This is a genomic window from Aurantimicrobium sp. MWH-Uga1, from assembly GCF_003325955.1.
Classification (GTDB): Bacteria; Actinomycetota; Actinomycetes; order Actinomycetales; family Microbacteriaceae; genus Aurantimicrobium.
In genome coordinates this window covers 532,609-550,531 of sequence record NZ_CP030929.1, presented here as the reverse complement: position 1 = coordinate 550,531, position 17,923 = coordinate 532,609, and the positions used below count along the sequence as shown (strand labels likewise).

The 17,923-nt window shown below is 53.1% G+C and carries 19 protein-coding genes; 4 read left to right on the top strand and 15 right to left on the bottom strand.

Annotation, left to right across the window (positions count from 1 at the left end; genetic code table 11):
• The first annotated feature begins 77 nt into the window (after nt 1-77).
• A complete protein-coding gene (locus tag AURUGA1_RS02860) occupies nt 78-1,187 on the top strand; it encodes a DivIVA domain-containing protein (RefSeq protein WP_114128791.1) in 1,110 nt (369 codons plus the stop codon).
• Nucleotides 1,184-2,233: an AI-2E family transporter gene (locus tag AURUGA1_RS02855; protein WP_114128790.1), complete on the top strand. Its 1,050-nt coding sequence runs from the start codon at nt 1,184-1,186 to the stop codon at nt 2,231-2,233. The genes AURUGA1_RS02860 and AURUGA1_RS02855 overlap by 4 nt, the downstream gene beginning before the upstream one ends.
• A 5-nt stretch (nt 2,234-2,238) precedes the next feature.
• Here AURUGA1_RS02855 and AURUGA1_RS02850 read toward each other — a convergent pair whose 3' ends face one another.
• From AURUGA1_RS02850 to rpsB, 9 genes are all read right to left on the bottom strand, one after another.
• A complete protein-coding gene (locus AURUGA1_RS02850; protein ID WP_240187383.1) occupies nt 2,239-2,997 on the bottom strand; it encodes an alpha/beta hydrolase in 759 nt (252 codons plus the stop codon).
• Complete coding sequence (locus AURUGA1_RS02845; RefSeq protein WP_114128788.1) at nt 2,979-3,269, bottom strand: hypothetical protein; 291 nt, start codon at nt 3,267-3,269, stop codon at nt 2,979-2,981. The genes AURUGA1_RS02850 and AURUGA1_RS02845 overlap by 19 nt, the downstream gene beginning before the upstream one ends.
• Nucleotides 3,269-3,970: a lytic transglycosylase domain-containing protein gene (locus tag AURUGA1_RS08100; protein ID WP_205214671.1), complete on the bottom strand. Its 702-nt coding sequence runs from the start codon at nt 3,968-3,970 to the stop codon at nt 3,269-3,271. The genes AURUGA1_RS02845 and AURUGA1_RS08100 overlap by 1 nt, the downstream gene beginning before the upstream one ends.
• A 63-nt stretch (nt 3,971-4,033) precedes the next feature.
• Entirely contained in the window at nt 4,034-4,585 is a 552-nt protein-coding gene (locus AURUGA1_RS02835) for a DivIVA domain-containing protein (RefSeq protein WP_114128787.1), read from the bottom strand.
• Nucleotides 4,586-4,621: 36 nt separating this feature from the next.
• On the bottom strand, nt 4,622-5,596 hold the full coding sequence (locus AURUGA1_RS02830) for a phosphatidate cytidylyltransferase (RefSeq protein ID WP_114128786.1): 975 nt from the start codon (nt 5,594-5,596) through the stop codon (nt 4,622-4,624).
• A gap of 18 nt (nt 5,597-5,614) precedes the next feature.
• Entirely contained in the window at nt 5,615-6,169 is a 555-nt protein-coding gene (frr, locus tag AURUGA1_RS02825; protein WP_096381621.1) for a ribosome recycling factor, read from the bottom strand.
• Between the two features lie 35 nt (nt 6,170-6,204).
• Nucleotides 6,205-6,918 carry a UMP kinase gene (gene pyrH / locus AURUGA1_RS02820; protein WP_114128785.1) on the bottom strand — a complete coding sequence of 238 codons (714 nt, stop codon included), beginning with the start codon at nt 6,916-6,918 and terminating at the stop codon, nt 6,205-6,207.
• A gap of 127 nt (nt 6,919-7,045) precedes the next feature.
• Complete coding sequence (tsf, locus tag AURUGA1_RS02815; protein ID WP_096381626.1) at nt 7,046-7,873, bottom strand: translation elongation factor Ts; 828 nt, start codon at nt 7,871-7,873, stop codon at nt 7,046-7,048.
• Between the two features lie 36 nt (nt 7,874-7,909).
• Complete coding sequence (gene rpsB, locus AURUGA1_RS02810; RefSeq protein ID WP_114128784.1) at nt 7,910-8,860, bottom strand: 30S ribosomal protein S2; 951 nt, start codon at nt 8,858-8,860, stop codon at nt 7,910-7,912.
• Nucleotides 8,861-9,077: 217 nt separating this feature from the next.
• On the opposite strand from rpsB, the gene AURUGA1_RS02805 reads away from it, so the two are divergent.
• Together AURUGA1_RS02805 and AURUGA1_RS02800 are read left to right on the top strand one after the other, a co-directional pair.
• Entirely contained in the window at nt 9,078-10,673 is a 1,596-nt protein-coding gene (locus AURUGA1_RS02805; protein WP_114128783.1) for an MFS transporter, read from the top strand.
• Nucleotides 10,674-10,742: 69 nt separating this feature from the next.
• Nucleotides 10,743-11,243 (top strand): M23 family metallopeptidase, encoded by a 501-nt coding sequence (locus AURUGA1_RS02800; RefSeq protein ID WP_162784037.1) that lies wholly within the window; start codon nt 10,743-10,745, stop codon nt 11,241-11,243.
• Here AURUGA1_RS02800 and AURUGA1_RS02795 read toward each other — a convergent pair whose 3' ends face one another.
• The 6 genes from AURUGA1_RS02795 to AURUGA1_RS02770 all read right to left on the bottom strand — a co-directional run bounded on the left by AURUGA1_RS02795 (nt 11,244) and on the right by AURUGA1_RS02770 (nt 17,901).
• Entirely contained in the window at nt 11,244-11,690 is a 447-nt protein-coding gene (locus AURUGA1_RS02795) for a tetratricopeptide repeat protein (RefSeq protein ID WP_114128781.1), read from the bottom strand.
• A 4-nt stretch (nt 11,691-11,694) separates the two neighbouring features.
• On the bottom strand, nt 11,695-12,417 hold the full coding sequence (gene dapB, locus AURUGA1_RS02790; protein ID WP_114128780.1) for a 4-hydroxy-tetrahydrodipicolinate reductase: 723 nt from the start codon (nt 12,415-12,417) through the stop codon (nt 11,695-11,697).
• A 9-nt stretch (nt 12,418-12,426) separates the two neighbouring features.
• Entirely contained in the window at nt 12,427-13,029 is a 603-nt protein-coding gene (locus AURUGA1_RS02785; protein WP_114128779.1) for a histidine phosphatase family protein, read from the bottom strand.
• Between the two features lie 3 nt (nt 13,030-13,032).
• A complete protein-coding gene (locus AURUGA1_RS02780; RefSeq protein WP_114128778.1) occupies nt 13,033-14,415 on the bottom strand; it encodes a pitrilysin family protein in 1,383 nt (460 codons plus the stop codon).
• A 45-nt stretch (nt 14,416-14,460) separates the two neighbouring features.
• Complete coding sequence (locus AURUGA1_RS02775; protein ID WP_114128777.1) at nt 14,461-15,474, bottom strand: aldo/keto reductase; 1,014 nt, start codon at nt 15,472-15,474, stop codon at nt 14,461-14,463.
• A gap of 177 nt (nt 15,475-15,651) precedes the next feature.
• On the bottom strand, nt 15,652-17,901 hold the full coding sequence (locus AURUGA1_RS02770) for a polyribonucleotide nucleotidyltransferase (RefSeq protein WP_114128776.1): 2,250 nt from the start codon (nt 17,899-17,901) through the stop codon (nt 15,652-15,654).
• Between the last annotated feature and the right edge of the window lie 22 nt (nt 17,902-17,923).

Below are 17,923 nucleotides of genomic sequence, written 5' to 3'. Positions count from 1 at the left end.
GCGCAGATTGGAGCCTCACATCTAGGTAGACTCGCAGGGTTGCTTTCTCTCGAAAGTCGAGAGTATGAAAGGGAACAGTGTCTTCTGAATCCTCGTTTGCTCGCGTCTTGCGTGGATATGATCCTCAGCAAGTCGACGCGTTGGTGCAGAAACTTCGCCGTGAGCTGCTCGCCGCCAAAACGCTGCACGATGACACACTCAATCAACTGAAAGCCCTAGAAGAACGTGTATCTGAGCTCGAACTCGAACTCAGCAATCAAGCAAGCCCCACTCCTGCCGGACTCACAGCACAACTGACCAAGAAATTTGCTCAGGCAGACAAACACGCACGACAGATTATTCTCAACGCGGAAAGTGATGCGTTGCTGATTCGATCAGCTGCGGAGAAAACTTCAAGCCAGTTCATTGAATCTGCGCGCGAAGGTTATGAGCAGGTTCAAGCTGAAGCTCTTCAGAATGCTCACGAGATTCGCGAGGAAGCAGCTGCTGACGCTGAAGACATTATTGCTTCCGCAAAGGCTGAAGCAGATCGCATCATTGCTGAGGCCCAGGCAGAAGCAAAGAAAATTCATGGTGACAGTTCGACATTGAGCGCAAAAATGCGTGCAGAGTCTCGTAATGAAGCAAGTCGAATCATTGCTGATGCTCAGCGTGAGGCTGCCGAGTTGCGTTTGGTCCTCGTAGCTGGCCGAGACAAGGGCGTCACGGTCAGCGACGAGATTATGCACATTCTCAAGCTCAACGCTGATGGCGCAGCTGTTCGTGCTCAGATGGAACACGATATTGAACAACGACACCAGGAATCTGTTTTGCAGACTGATAAGTACCTCGCCTCTGCTGAGGCACAGCTCGCAATATCGAGAACCGCCCAGCGTGAACTGGAAGCACAGTTGGCTGCACAAGAAAACTCAGCTGATATGGACGCCCAACACATTATCGAGCAGGCACGAAGGAAGGCAGCTGCCACTGAGGATGCAGCCACTTCTCATGCCCGCAAAATCATTGCTGACGCCGAAAAGTATGTTGCTGCAGTTCTGGCCTCGATTTATACCCAACTTGAAGACATTCGTCTTGAGCGTGAATCCGTCGCTTCATTCTTTGACGCGCTACGGTTGGAGTTAGAGAACACACTTCCGGTGGCGCCGCGCCCCACGAAGCGTGCCACGAAAAAGGAGCTTTCCCAGTGAAAATTCAAAACGCATTCCGCGCCGGTCTAATCGGTAGCTTGGGCGTTGGTCTAGGAATCATCCTAATGACTGCGGTGCAGTCCTTGGCAACAGTTCTCACCTATATCTTCATTGCCTTGTTCCTGTCTTTGGGCCTTGACCCTGCAGTGAAGTGGCTGGAAACAAAGAAATTCCCCAAGTGGGCTGCCATTGCCACCGTTGTTGTGGGTGTGCTTGGAGTGTTTATCGGAGTCTTGTTTGCCATTGTTCCGGCAATGATTGACCAGATGGTCTCACTGTGGACTCATTTGCCTGCAGAAATTACCCAGCTGCGTACCCAGGATTGGATCGCCTTCCTTGACAAGCAGTTTGGCGATGTCGTTGATGTCAATGCCGTTATTTCTGAGATTGGGAAATTCTTTAGTGACCCTGCCAACATCAGCAAGATTGCCGGCGGTGCATTAGCTGTTGGAGTTGGTGTAGCTAATGCCGTCAGTGGAACGCTGATTGTGGTTATTTTGACCTTGTACTTCACCGCATCACTGCAGCTGGTGAAGGACACCGTTTACAAGTTTGTACCCAAGAGCCGTCGCGACAACTTCATTCGCATGAGCGAGGAAATTACCGGCGGTGTCGGTAAATATGTTGTGGGACAGATTTCTTTGGCTGTACTGAACGGTTTGCTCGCTTTCATTGTTTTGACCCTCATCGGTGGAAAGCAAGCACTGCTCTTTGGATTCCTTGCGTTCTTGTTCGCACTGATTCCTCTCGTAGGTACAGTGCTGTCATGGATTTTGGTGACCTCTGGTCAGCTTCTTTTGGCAGGACCTGAAACCGCTCTCATTATCTGCATCTACTTCTTGATTTACATGCAGATTGAGGCCTACGTGCTCAGCCCGCGCATCATGAACAAGGCCATCTCTATCCCAGGTTCCATTGTCGTTATTGCGGCATTGGCTGGCGGAACATTGATGGGTGTTCTCGGAGCACTTGTGGCGATTCCTATCGCAGCCTCAATTGTGCTGGTGGTCAAACAGGTCGTCTATCCGGCTCAAGACCAGGTCTAACCTCGTTATTGCGCTGAGCCCTCGAAATCGCCTTCCCAGAACTCCGGCAATGGCGCGGCTGGGGGGTTGACTCTTTCAACTATTTCGTTGAGAACACGCTTTGTTTGGTTCTCGCCCACCCACAGGTGCTTTCCACCTTCAACCTCAACGATGTCAATATGAGAGACCGTGGAGAAGCGCTCACGCGCTTCAGGTCCCTTCAAATAGTCATCATGCTCGGGAACCAACGCAACAAGCTGACGGTGGTCGTTATTCCACGCTGCCACTTCTTCTGCTGTAGCACGGTGCAATGGCGGGGACAGCAAAATGGCGCCCTCGATGGCGTGCTCTCGGCCATATTTCAACGCCAGCTCAGTTCCAAAGGACCAACCAACAAGCCAGGGGTGTGGAAGTCCTCGCTGGTGAACAAAATCCATGGCGGCTGCGACATCAGCGCGTTCATCAACACCGTGGCCAAATTCGCCGTGGCTGTGTCCGCGAGCAGACTTCGTGCCACGGGTGTTGAATCTCAATACGGCTAACTGCGCTAGCGCAGGCAGTCTGCCGGCAGCTTTCCGCAGGATATGGGAGTCCATGAAGCCGCCTGCCGTGGGTAGTGGGTGCAAGGTTACTAACGTGGCAACCGGTTCTCCTTCGAGCGGGAGTGCTAACTCCCCCACCAAGGTCAGACCGTCACTGGTGTGCAATTCAATGTCTTCTCGACGTGCGGGCAGGTTGATCCCGCCACGAATTTCAACAGCCATATCTAACTCATCTTCCAACATGCCTGGTGCCAGTGGCGCCGTGCTTCCAGATCTGCCTGATCACCCAAGATTCCATCGTTACGCCATGTGACCAGGTGGGCAACGCCCTCCTGAATCATCAGCGAGCATCCTGGGCAGGTATACGTCTTGTTCGCATTGAGCGCTGAAATGGGCTGTACGGTCCATTCGCGCCCATTACGGACCTCTGTACGTCGAAATCCCGTTGTGAGACGCTCGATGTCTAAAGGTTCATACTCCGCTTCCCGTTTGCGGGATCGGTTGTTCTTGGCCATTAGTACCAGTGAACGGCTTCAGAATGAGCCCACGCACCACAGGGCGAACCGTAACGGCCCTGGATGTATCGAAGTCCCCACTCAATCTGTGTTGCCGGATTGGTTTGCCAGTCATCTGCCACGGTTGCCATTTTTTCACCAGGCAAAGATTGTGGAATACCGTAGGCGCCACTGCTCTTGTTGTGTGCGTATACGTTCCAGTGGGATTCACGGTTCCACAGCGCAACAAGGCAATCAAACTGTTCCATACCCCAGCCACGTGCCAACACAGCCTGAAGACCAATCGCCTGAGCAGTATCTGGATCAGGAATTCCTGCTGCAGGAGCAGAAGCAGAAGCAGCCTTAGCGGCAACTCTCGCACTGATACTCACACCATCACGGCCTGCCGCAGTGGTGTAGGTGCCGTCAACATCAATATCTTGACCATCAGGAGCCACGATTGTTGCCGGGATGTAGTACGGCGAAGCCACGGCACCAGAGTAAGGATCAACTACGTTGACCAGCAGCAAACCAACGGTGACAAAAAAGGCTGAAGAGAACAGCTTGAATGAACGCTGAGATGGGAACAGTTGTGGGCCTGAAAATCGCGGCAGGGCAAGCGAAAAACCTCTGCGCGCCGATGAAGCTGAGGCTGCAGAGTCACTCGTGGCGCGTGGAACCGAACGGTTCGACGCGCGAGTTACTTCTGAATGTCTACCCACAGTGCTCTGATTTTAGCTCAGAAGGCTGATAATCAGCCAATGGAGAGCGTCTGAACAGGGGTTTTAGTTGTTTCCGAGGGCTAACAGCAGCTCAACTAGAGCATCAAGAACAGCATCAACCTGCGCCTCGTCGTAACCCCCACGACCTGGTCGGAAGGTTACAGAACGCACATCAGCGACACTCAGTGGTTCACCCGTTGTCAGGAATGCATTAACCCGCTCGGCAAATGCATCCACGTCCTTGACCTTGTAACCCTGAGCGAGGAATTTAGTTTTGTTGAATCGCTGTCCAGGCTTGCGTGCAAAACGTGACGTGAGAGCTGCAGAAAGCTCGCTGGTTTGTTGCAGCCAGGCAGCTTCACCCATCGTGGCCAATGCAACCGCACGTTCCCGCTCGGCAAAGGCTGTTTCTAGTCTCTCTAGTGCACCATCAACGTGACGAGTAGAGTAACCACCCTTTTGTAACGAGAAAGCTGTGTTGCGAATGTCTGTAGAGGTCAGAGTCACCGCCCCAGCAATATTGCTGTCATAGGCAACGCGTGCCTGTGCAATAAATGCATCGACTTGCTCTGCGTTGTATCCGCGGGCGCCGCGCTTGACGCGGGGAAAAGACATACTCACAAGACTTATTGTTTCAGAGAATTATGTGCGTTAGTGCACAACTAGGACATAGATCACATATGTCACCAGAGCTGAAGGCAAAATCGAGTCCAAACGATCGAGAAAACCACCGTGACCAGCAAGCCAGGAACTCATATCTTTCACACCAATGGTGCGCTTGATGTGAGATTCACCCAAATCACCCAGCGTCGCAGTTACAAGCAGAATGGGGCCCAGAATAAGACCAAACCACCACGGTTGTCCAAGCATAAATATGCTCAACACAACTGCGGCAATAATCGCAGCGACGCCTGCCCCAGCAAAACCTTCCCAGGTTTTCTTGGGACTGATCTTGGGCGCCATGGGGTGCTTGCCAAAGTTCAAACCGCTGACATAAGCGCCAGTGTCCACGGAGACAACAATGATCAAGAAGGCCAGAGTCCACCATTGTCCGTTGGGTTGTGACACCAATGCCACGGCAAAGCTTCCCAAAACGGTGACGTAGGCCTGAACAAAAGCAGCAGCTTTGAAATCTTTGAACAGGCTCACATCCGCAATGGCATGAACCCCCCTCTTGATTTCGAGAGCACGCCATGCGGAGACAAAAACTACCCCGATGATGGCAACCCCAATGGCAGCGATAACACCAAAGTAATAGGCCACTGGTACAGCTACGACAGCTGTGGCTGCCGAGGGAATGCGTGGTACGCGCCGCCCCATAGCCCTCAGCGCTGTAGATAACTCAACAGCAGATATCCCCAGCAAAAAAGCTGCAAAGAACATAAATAGCTCTTTGGTGACCAAGAGGCTCAGAAGTAACAGTGCGCCTAAGCCAACTCCGATGCCAATGGCTCCGAGAAGATTACGTCCCGATTTTTGCTTGATTTTTTCGTTCGTTTTTTCGAATTGGAGACGCCGAGCCTCAAGTTGGCGTTCGAAATCTGCCCGGGTAGCCCTTAACTGGGCATGCAATTCTCCAGCAGGATTTCTCTTGCTGTGTTCATCGCGATGTGGATTCTCGTTCATGGCAGGAACCAGAGTTCACTATACCTTCAGAAGTTCAGCTTCCTTGTGCTTGAGAGCCTCATCGATAGCATCAACATACTTCTTAGTGAGCGCTTCGAGTTCCTTCTCGCCACGAGCACGCTCGTCATCACCGAGTTCACCCTTGAATGCATCAATGCCATCCTTGGCACTGCGTCGGATGTTCCGCAGAGAAACTTTGGCGTCTTCGGCCTTAGCCTTCACGATCTTGACGTATTCCTTACGTCGCTCTTCAGTGAGCTCGGGCATGGTCACACGAATGACGTTGCCGTCATTGGTGGGGTTCGCATCCAGGTTTGGTACGTCGCGAATGGCCTGCTCGATGTCGCGCAGTGCGCCCTTATCAAACGGGGTGATCAGGAGGGTGCGTGCTTCAGGGTTCTGCATAGAAGCCAGCTGAGCTAAAGGTGTCGGGCTGCCGTAGTAGGTCACCATGACCTTTTGGAACATGGCTGGGTTAGCGCGGCCGGTGCGAACGCTCGAGAAATCTTCCTTGGCTACTTCAACAGCCTTGGCCATACGCTCTGAAGCATCTGACAATACATCCGCAATCACGGTAACTCCTTGAAATTTGGTGCGAGAATGCCAGTCTAGTTGGTGACCAGCGTGCCGATCTTTTCTCCCAGGATTGCCTTGGTGATATTTCCGGAAGGTTCCATACCAAATACTCGCATGGGCATCTTGTTGTCCATGCACAGGCTGAAGGCGGTGGAGTCGACAACTTTGAGTCCACGTTTGAGAGCATCCCGAAAGGTGACTGTCTCAAGTTTTTCAGCACTGGGGTCTGTTTTCGGATCTGCGGTGTAGACACCATCGACACCGTTTTTTGCAACCAGGACCTCATCAGCGTGAATTTCGAGTGCACGCTGGGCCGAGACAGTATCTGTGGAGAAGAACGGCAGACCAGCACCGGCACCGAAGACAACGACACGTCCCTTTTCAAGGTGGCGAATTGCGCGAAGCGGCAGGTAAGGCTCTGCAACCTGACTCATTGCGATAGCGGATTGCACACGGGTAGCGGCACCTGCTTGCTCTAAGAAGTCTTGCAGTGCGAGGGCATTCATAACTGTTCCCAGCATTCCCATGTAGTCGGCTCGCGCACGGTCCATACCTCGCTGAGACAGCTCAGCTCCGCGGAAGAAGTTTCCACCACCGACGACTACCGCAACATCTACCTTTTCTGAGGCAACGGCAATCTCACGGGCAATGGCGCTGACGACGTCAGGATTGACACCAAGTCCACCGCCACCAAACGCCTCACCCGAAAGCTTGAGAAGTACTCGACGGCGGGTGTGTGTCGGCATGAGAATCCTTATCTAGTGAAGTAATGCTGCTACTAATTTACTCTGGTGAAACGTGGTGCCCACTACGGCACACATGAAAGAAGCCCAATCCAACGGGATTGGGCTTCTTTACCAATTGTGCTTGTGACTATGCGCCAACCTTGAAACGGGCAAAGCCGGTGATGGTCAGGCCAGCGTTGTCAACGACCTGCTGAACCTTGAACTTGTTGTCACGAGAGTATTCCTGCTCGAGCAAAGCAATCTGCTTGATGTAGGCAGTGATACGACCGTCAACAATCTTCTCCAGCTGCGCTTCGGGCTTGCCCTCGTTACGGCTGATTTCGGTAACGATTGCGCGTTCCTTCTCGATGTCCTCTGCAGGAACATCTGCGCGGCTGAGGTACACGGGGTCAGCGAAGGAGATGTGCTGCGCAATAGCACGAGCGGTCTCTGCGTCGTCACCTGTGTAAGCAACAACAACACCGACCTGTGGAGGAAGGTCCTGGCTGGTCTGGTGCAGGTAGATGGAGAACTTGTCACCACTGAATGATGCGAGACGGCGAAGTTCAATCTTTTCACCAAGAATTGCTGCTTCATCTGCAATGAGTTCAGCGACAGTCTGTGAACCAGCAGGTGCTGCCAGTGCCGCTTCAACACTGGTTGCACCAGCTGCGGAAACTGCGTCGAGAACCTTCTCAGACAGAGCAACAAACTTGTCACCCTTGGCCACGAAGTCGGTCTCGCAGGCGAGCTCGATCATTGTCGCGGTGCCATTTTCTTCCTTGGCAGCAACGAGACCTTCGCTGGTGGAACGGTCGGCACGCTTGGCGTTACCCTTTGCTCCCTTGAGACGAAGAATTTCGGTTGCCTTTTCCAAGTCACCGTTTGCTTCGGTGAGGGCGTTCTTGGTGTCGACCATGCCGGTGCCGAGGCGCTCGCGCAGGGTCTTGAGGTCTTCCATGCTGAAAGATGCCATAGTTATATCTCCTATTTAAGGATTGAGTGTCGGAAATTATTCGGCAGCTGGCTTCTTAGCAGCTGGCTTCTTGGCGGCTGGCTTCTTTTCTGCAGCCTCAGCCTTAGGAGCAGCAGCCTTCTTTGCAGCAGGCTTCTTCTCTTGTGCAGCTACTTCTTCAGCAACAACTTCTGCTGCAACTTCTTCAGCTACCGCTTCAACAACTGCTGCTTCGACTACTGCCTCAGCGCTGGCTTCGAGGAGTTCGCGCTCCCACTCAGCCAAAGGCTCAGCAGATTCGCCCTCAGCAGGCTTCTGGTGACGCTGAATAAGACCCTCAGCAACTGCATCTGCAATCACACGAGTGAGTAGACCAACAGAGCGGATTGCATCGTCGTTACCTGGGATGGGGTATGTCATCTCATCTGGGTCACAGTTGGTGTCGAGGATACCGATAACAGGGATACCAAGCTTCTTTGCTTCTTGAATAGCCAGGTGCTCTTTCTTGGTGTCAACAACCCAGATAGCGGAAGGAGTCTTGGTCAGGTTGCGGATACCACCGAGGCTCTTGTGGAGCTTGTCGAGTTCACGCTTCTTGATCAACAGTTCCTTCTTGGTGAAGCCACTCTTTGTGGTGTCTTCGAAGTCGAGCTCTTCGAGCTCCTTCATGCGAGCAAGGCGCTTACCAACTGTGTTGAAGTTGGTGAGGAGGCCACCGAGCCAACGCTGGTTGACGTAGGGCTGACCTACACGAGTTGCCTGCTCCAGGATTGCTTCCTGAGCCTGCTTCTTCGTTCCCACGAAGAGGATGGTGCCGCCGTGTGCGACAGTTTCCTTAACAAAGTCGTAGGCATTGTCAATGTGTGCCAAAGACTGCTGCAAGTCGATGATGTGGATACCGGAGCGCTCTGCGAGAACGAAACGCTTTACTTTGGGGTTCCAACGACGAGTCTGGTGTCCGAAGTGAACACCGCTGTCAAGCAGCTGGCGGATTGTTACGACGGCCATGGCCATCTCCTTTTCTTGGCATGTTTTGTGCACAGCACAACTCATACCGCTTGCGGTTTTGTCGCAGATAACCGGTTGGTTTCTGCCCTAGTGCCCGATGCAATTCCCGCGAATCTGATTGCTCAGATTCGACCGAAGGGTTTTGTCATACGTGGTGGGCACGCGAAGTCACCCCATAAATGGAGTGCTTAGCTAGCATAACAGGCACAATAGGGGTATGGCATCTTCAGCTTCCGAAGCTCTTCCCCCCAGCACTTCTCCCAAGAACGCTGGCCTCATCCTTACCGCCCTGATTTTGGGGGCTGGCGTTGCCAACATGAACCTGTCGGTAGCTAACGTCGGGCTTCCCGATATTGGTCGAGACTTGGGTGCATCTCAAGCTGGGCTCAACATTGTCGCTGTCGGCTTTTCGTTGGGTCTTGCTGCCACAGTTCTGTATTTGGGTGCTCTCGGTGACCGCTTCGGCCGTAAGGGAATGCTTTTACTGGGTTTGATTATCGGCATTCCTGCCGCGGTGATGTCGTCGCTCTCCCCCACGATTGAGATGTTGGCACTGTCTCGCCTCATCGGTGGTTTTGCTGCAGGTATGGCATATCCCACGACGTTGGCCTTGATTACAGCGTTGTGGTCTGGCCCCGCCAGAACAAGGGCCATTGCGCTGTGGTCTGCGATAGGTGCAGCAATGTCCGCCTCATCCACCTTGCTCGCAGGTGCTGTTCTTTTGGTTCTTCCCTGGGGTTACAGCTTCCTTATTGCTGTTCCCTTTGCCATCGTGGCAATCTTCATGGTGTGGCGCTTAGTACCAGCCCACATCAATGAAACAGACGACAAAGTCGATCACCTTGGCGGTGTGCTTTCTGCGTTGTTTATTGGTTCATTGGTGTTGGGAATCAATTACCTCGCTCTGGATTCTCAAGAAGGCATTGCCCTGGGCATGCTCGGCTTTGCTGCTGTGATGGGAGTTCTCTTCTTCTGGCGACAAAAACGTGCCAGCGAACCTCTTTTTGATCTTCGCTATGCTGCGAGGCCGCCTTTCTGGGTTGCTGCCGTGTCCGGAATTATCGTCTTTGGTTCGTTGATGGGCGCAATGTTTGTTGGGCAGCAGTTTCTCCAAAACGTCCTGGGATACAACACGCTCGAAGCTGGTGCCGCCATCTTGCCCTGTGCGATTTCGATGGTCATCGTGGCTCCATTTTCTAGTCGCATGATTGAACGCTATGGATCACGCACAACTCTTCTCATAGGTTTTGTTGTGTGCATGCTTGGCTTCGTCAGCATGCTCCTCTTGTGGAATATCCACACCCCAGTTGCTTTTGTCTTGCTCAGCTACATTCTGGTCGGCATCGGGGTGGGCTTTGCTGGAACCCCCGCTTCTCACGCCCTGACGGATTCTGTTCCGGTCACCAAGGTGGGTATGGCCTCCGGTACTGGTGATCTTCAACGCGATCTCGGTGGCTCCATCATGCAGTCCTTATTGGGCGCAATTTTGGGCGCAGGTTACGCCTCAGCTATTTCGAAAGCAATCGCGGATGCTCCAGAAGCAACAAAATCACTCATCACCTCGGATGTCAGCCAGGCATTACAGAAATCCTTCGGAAGTGCCGAGGACGTTGCGAAGCAATATCCCGACTATGCCACCGCAATTGTGGATGCAGCTCAAGCATCATTCCTCGCAGGTGCTAACTGGGCCTATGCCACAGGCATTTTCGTCATGATTATTGGCATGTTCATCACGTTCTTCTTCTTCCCCCGCAAGAACCGGGAACGTGAACTGTATGCCGAGTACGCCAAGGAGTCCTCCACAACCAACTAAATGTGACGTTGTGCTCAGAGAATGCTGTGCACCACCTCTTGATGATGACATTGCCCCAAGCTCGTGCGCATGTGGAATGTCAAAGCAATTCGGATACTCGCAACAAGCCTGTTGGCAATCACTGTTGTGGTGAGCCTCAATGCACAAAGTGCACATGCCTTACTTTCAGGAACCTGGTCTTGGCCGCTTTCTGGTCAGCGCTCAGTCCTGCGACACTACGAGGCGCCTGAGCGCTTTTATGCACCCGGACATCGCGGCATTGACCTACCTGCAGACTTAGGCCAAGAAGTTTACGCTCCAGCAGACGGTGTTGTGCACTTTGTAGGGCACGTGGTCAACCGCGATGTCATCTCTGTTCAACACGGGCAGTATCTGTCCAGTTTCGAACCTGTCAGCTCAGGGTTGAAAAAAGGAGACCTGGTCAATCGCGGACAGGTAATTGGTGTTGTTTCAACAGGGTCCCACTGCGAGTGCCTGCATATGGGTGCCCGTAAAGGTGAGGACTATCTCTCACCCTTAGCTCTGTTAGCAACAATTCCACCCGCAGTATTACTGCCTTGGGATAGCTAACTAGGCAGGATTAGCTTTATGGAGAGAGATTGCCGTTCGAATAGCATGACGAGCTCGTTTGCGATCACCCGAAGCGTCATAAGCCATTCCCAGTTCAAACCACGCTCGCCAGCTTTCTGGATCCTTCTCTACCGCTGCGGCATAGCGAGGAAACTCCTTGTCGGCATCTTCGCGAAGAGGCCGGCCACTGGGGCGATGACGAATTTCTTCTCCGGGGAGAGCGCCTTCAGCCTGCAAGATTTTGACGAGTTTGCTTGTGGTGAAGCCAAAAGCAAGTTCTCGCCACAAACCCCATGCACCCACCAGAGGTAGCACGATGAGGGCATATCCCATCACGACTGCCACAGGCACTCCGGTGGAAATCAAGATAATTCCTTGGTAAAAGGCAGCCCATAAATACAGCACCAGCAGCGCTGCCATCAGGAGTACTCCGAGGAAAGTTCGCACGTGATTAAAGTGAAATTACACGGTCGAGGCCGACGATTTTTCCAGAAAGCCCAGGAAGCGCTCGAATTGCGGCCATGATTCCGGCTTCGTAGGAACGGTCTGAAAGCGTGGTGTGTGTAATGGTTAGCGTCTCGCCGTTACCGCCAAAGATTACATCCTGCTTGGCAACGACACCCTCCATACGCAGAGAGTGCACAGGAACACCTGCAACGAGTTGACCACGGGCACGTTGATCAGCGTGAGGAGCTTGGATGTCCTGATCTCGAACCTTGCCGATTCGCTCGGCAGTGCTCACCGCGGTGCCCGAGGGAGAGTCAACCTTGTGAATTCCGTGAGCTTCGATTATTTCAATGGAATCAAAGTGCTTGGCAGCAATGGTGGCCAGGTGTGCAGACAGAGCTGAGCCAAGGGAGAAATTGGAAATAAAGATCACACCAACCTCTGGGTGCTGATCGATCAACGGCTCAACCTGGTTAATGCGCTCAGCAGACCACCCTGAGGTTCCAATCAGAATTGATTTCCCATTCTCCACAGCGAATTCGAGAACTTTACGGCTGATGGAGGGAAGCGACACATCCACCACGATGTCTGCAACAAGCATCTCGGACAAGTCACTGGAGGAGCCCAGCTGGACGGCAAGTTCAAAATCTTCTGACTCAGTGATCAGACGGCATACCAAAGACCCCAGCTTGCCTGAGGCGCCAACAACAGCAACAGAAGTAGTCACGTCTCAAGTCTAGATTGTGTAGGCGTCAGGAATACCCGAACGCAATTCCACAGGCAAGTGACCAAGATCGTTATGCGAGACAAGCGCCCAGGGGCGACCTGGCCGCTGCTGCAATACAGTGATGCCACAGTTCGCTTGATTCAAGGTGACCCACTTCCAGTCAGGAGCCCCAAGAACTTCGCGAACGAACCAGGCAATAACGTTGTTGTGGGTAACAAGGAGATCGGTTTCACCCTGGCGGCCCGGGGCAAGAAATTCGGCAACAGCATCTGCCATTTGTGCAGCACCGGCCTCGATATCGACATCAGTCACGGAGCCAAAGAAGGGATCAAAAACCGAGGGCGTTTCCTCACTTTTTCCGGAGGGAATGCAATCCATCAACAGTGCTGAGGGTTCTGCGGAAACGCCTTGAATCTGCTCACTCATGACGCGCACGGTTTCCCAAGCCCGCTCCAAAGGTGAATGCCAGACGTGGGAGAACTCAACGTCAGCAAGACGGCGTCCCACTGCTTCTGCCTGTGCGATACCTCGAGGTGAGAGAGGACCGTCAATAACGCCGTGTTCGGCGTCGAGTTGTTCGCCGTGACGAACCAAGATGATGTTGTGTGCCATGAATTACCCCTGAGCAAGGATACGCGATAACGCAGCTTCATCTGCTTGGCCAACCGAAACCACAGAGAGCTTGCCAGCTGCAAGCTCCTTGGCAAGTTCTTGAACCCGCTCAACAGTAACGGCATCAAGGAGTTCGAGAGCTGCGTCGTAATCGACGAATTCTCCAGAAGAAATTTCAGACTTCCCCAGTCGTGACATACGGGTGTCAGTGTCTTCAAGAGCTAACGCTGAACCACCGGCTAGCTGTCCACGTGCTCGAGCAAGCTCGTCCGCTGTAACTCCCTGCTCAGCAAGTTTGTGGAATTCACCAATTAACAGCTCAGCAACCTCTGGTGCTTTTTTGGGAGAAGTTCCAGCAAAAAGCCCAAACGCTCCAGCATCCGAATACGACGATGCAAAAGAGAAAACGGAGTATGCCAAGCCACGTTTTTCGCGGATTTCCTGAAAAAGGCGTGAAGACATTCCGCCACCGAGAATGGAATTCATGACCGTTTGTACGACACGACGTTCGTCCGTGGCGACAATGCCCGGGACACCGACCATGATGTTTGCTTGCTCGATGGGGCGTTCAATCACCTGCAGCGGTGTGCCTTGTGTAATCAGAGCTGGGGCAGTAGACCGGCGTGGAACGGGGGTTGCCTCGATACTCAAGTCCCAACCAGCTGCCTCGAGTGTTCGTTGCACTTGAGCAACGAGGTCATCGTGATCGAGTGAACCAGCAGCTGTAATCACTAGATCATTGGGGCGATAGTTGGCTTTGTAGTGAGCAACAACTGCTTCTCTGCTCGCAGAGCGAATTGTCTCAGGATTTCCACCGATTGGACGCCCCAGCGGGTGATCTCCGAGCACTCCCTCAAAAAATCTTTCCTGAGCAACATCAGAAGGATCATCTTCTGCCATGGCAAGCTCTTCGAGGATTACTCCGCGCTCTATTTCAAATTCGTCTGGATCAATCACGCTCGAGGTGAGCATGTCGCTCATCACGTTAATCGCCATGGGAAGATCTTGATCACGTACCTTGGCGTAGTAGCAGGTGTACTCCTTGGCGGTCGCGGCGTTGTGTTCACCGCCAACGGAGTCGAAAGCAATCGCAATATCCAATGCAGAACGAGTAGGTGTTCCTTTGAACAGCAGGTGTTCCAGAAAGTGAGTGGAGCCCAGGCTGGCAGGGTGCGCTGCAACACCATCGTGAGCTGATTCAGCTGGCACTTCATCCCGAGAGCCGACGGCAACCCAGTAGCCCAGGGTCACACTGCGTGCACCAGGAACACGTTCAGTCAAAATACGAACCCCGGAGGGTAAAACACTGCGGCGTACTAAGGCATCACCCGAAGCAACAAAGCTCAGTTCTGCTTGGTCTAGAGGGAAAGGAATGGGTTTATTCATACGGTGCTCAAGCCTAGAGCACAGTACTGACTTTGTGCCGATCGATTACGAACGGTTGAGCGAAGGTAGCCAGTTCCGACCCTGCTCAACAGAAGCACGATCAAGGTCAGCTATCTGCTGACGAGAAAGCTGAAGATGTGGTGCATGCATAAGTGCTTCGAGCTCACGAATAGATTCAGCACCGATAGTAGGAATTCCCACCGCTGACCTTCCTAGGACCCAGGCAACTGCGACCGTTGAAATATCTACCCCCTGAGCCATCGCAACGTTGTCTAATACTCTAAGCACGTGAGTTCCATGACGACCTCCGTGCTGTGCAGCACGACGAGATCGGGTGTCATTTGGGTTGAACGATTTGATATTGCGGTGTCGGCCTAAGAAACCATTAGCCAGTATGAAATACGGCATGATCGACATCTGCTGAGCAATCGCCATCATGGTGATGTTGCCTTCCACGATGTCTCGTCGAAGCAGTGAATATTCCAGGGCAACTGCTTCAAAACGAGGTAAGCCGCTTGCCGCAATGATGCGGGCCTCGAGCAAACGATCGGCAGAGAAGTTGGAAGCACCTAAAGCTCTCACTTTTCCGGCTTGGATGAGGTTCTCTACTGCAGAAAGGCTTTCTTCCAATGACACATCGGGGTCTTCAGCATGGAAATACAGAAGGTCGATGTAATCGGTCTGCAGTCGCTCCAATGAGGCATCAACTGCCTCCACAATGTTGGAAGCAGACAGGCCAGAAAAATCAGGGTGGCGTCCCACCTTTGTTGCCACAACAACATCAGAGCGGTTGCCTCGTTCGCGCATCCATTTGCCAATAATCTGCTCAGACATCCCGGAAGAATAGGAGTCTGATGTGTCAACCATGCGACCACCGAGTTCGACAAACCGATCAAGAAGATCAATGGATCGACCACTGGGAAGTGTCCAGCCGAACACGGCACCACCAAGAGCAAGTGGAAACACGCTGATGTCTGTTTGACCAATAGTGCGAGAGACATCTGGAACATCAGCGGCAGGAGTTACTCCCCCTTGTGTACCGATGTTTTCCCCACTCATAAATCTGACATTAGAGCAGAAATGTCACAGCAATGTTACGACAGACCTTCGGTCTTGCAATCTTGGAAAAATGTCCCCCGACCGGGCATTAATTGTCACCCTTTTTCAAGAGTTTTCCCCCATACAACAGTGATGCCCGTCCACAAACGTGGACGGGCATCTGCTGATGAGTAAGTGTTACTCTGCGTCGTTTTCAGCGGTAGCTTCGCCTTCTTCACCTTCGAGAACAGGCTCAAGCGAAAGCTTGCCACGGTCATCAATCTTGGTGATCTTCACGAGAACCTTTTGGCCAACGGAGAGAACGTCTTCAACGTTCTCCACGCGCTTGCCACCGGCAAGCTTGCGCACCTCAGAGATGTGTAGCAGGCCATCCTTGCCAGGAAGCAAAGAGACGAACGCACCAAAGGTTGCGAGCTTGACGACGGTACCGAGGAACTGCTCGCCAACCTCAGGGTTGGTGGGGTTCGCAATGGCGTTGACCTGTGCGCGAGCTGCCTCAGCCGAAGGACCATCGGTTGCACCGATGTAGACGGTTCCGTCGTCCTCGATCGAGATGGTTGCACCAGTCTCATCTTGGATGGTGTTGATGGTCTTGCCCTTAGGACCGATGAGTTCACCAATCTTGTCGACAGGAATCTGAACACTGATCACGCGAGGAGCAGTAGGTGCCATCTCGTCTGGACCATCGATTGCTGCATTGATCACAGCAAGGATTGCGGTACGAGCTTCCTTCGCCTGAGTCAGCGCACCAGTGAGCACGGAGGCAGGGATGCCATCGAGCTTGGTGTCGAGCTGAATCGCGGTGATGAATTCAGACGTACCTGCAACCTTGAAGTCCATGTCGCCGAGAGCATCTTCTGCACCGAGGATGTCGGTCAGAGCTGCGTAGCGAGTTTCGCCGTTGACCTCGTCAGAGACGAGACCCATCGCGATACCTGCTACAGGAGCGCGCAAAGGAACACCTGCGTTAAGCAGCGACAGAGTCGATGCACACACCGAACCCATCGAGGTAGAACCGTTAGATCCGAGAGCCTCAGATACCTGACGGATAGCGTAAGGGAACTCTTCACGTCCAGGAAGAACAGGCACAAGTGCACGTTCAGCAAGGAAGCCGTGACCGATTTCGCGGCGCTTAGGCGTTCCCACACGACCGGTTTCACCGGTGGAATATGGCGGGAAGTTGTAGTGGTGCATGTAGCGCTTCGAGGTGATAGGAGACAGCGAGTCAATCTGCTGTTCCATCTTCAGCATGTTCAAGGTGGTGACACCCATGATCTGGGTCTCTCCACGCTGGAAGATAGCCGAACCGTGAACGCGAGGAATGACCTGAACTTCAGCATCCAGTGCGCGAATGTCACGCAAACCACGGCCGTCCATACGAACACCCTCGGTGAGGATACGTCCACGAACAACCTTCTTGGTGACCGACTTGTAAGCAGCACTGAACTGGTTCAGTGCAGCCTCATCGAGCTCGCCAGCCTCAACCTTGGCCACAATGGCTTCCTTGACGCGTGCCTTGACCTCGTCGTCAGCGTTCTGACGCTCAATCTTGTCAGCGATGAGGTAGACCTTCTCCAGGTCAGCAAGAGCGAGTTCGCTCACTGCCTCGTAGAGCTCGTCAGAGTAGAGAGGGAATACAGGGTAGTCCTGAACTTCCTTAGCTGACTGACGTGCGAGCTCTTCCTGAGCCTTAATCAATGCGGTGAGGAAAGGCTTGGATGCTTCAAGACCCTGAGAAACGATTTCCTCGTCAGGCTTGATGCCACCAGCCTTGATGAGGTCCCAGCTCACTTCAGTAGCTTCTGCCTCAACCATCATGATGGCGACGTCTTCCTTGCCATCCTTATCCACAACGATGCGACCAGCAACGACGAGGTCAAAGACGGCGTCTTTGAGCTGCTCAACGTTGGGGAATGCAACCCACTGGCCATCAATCAAGACCATACGGATACCACCGATAGGACCGGAGAAGGGCAAACCGGAGATCTGGGTTGATGCAGAAGAAGCGTTGATAGCTAGTGCGTCATAGAACTCACCTGGAGCAATAGACAAAACGGTCACAACGATCTGAACTTCGTTACGCAGACCATCAACGAAGGATGGGCGCAGTGGGCGGTCGATCAGACGGCAGACCAGGATGGCCTCAGTCGAGGGACGGCCTTCACGACGGAAGAACGAACCGGGGATCTTGCCTGCTGCGTAGCTACGCTCTTCAACGTCCACAGTCAGTGGGAAGAAGTCGAAGTTATCCTTGGGCTGCTTGCTGACAGACGTAGCCGAAAGCAGCATAGTTTCGTCATCTAGGTAGGCCGCAACTGCGCCCTGAGCCTGTTGTGCGAGACGGCCGGTTTCAAAGCGGACCACACGCTTACCGAACTTACCGTTGTCAATAACGGCTTCGGCGAATTTGATTTCTGGACCTTCCATTAAGGTCTTTCTCCTTTGTTTA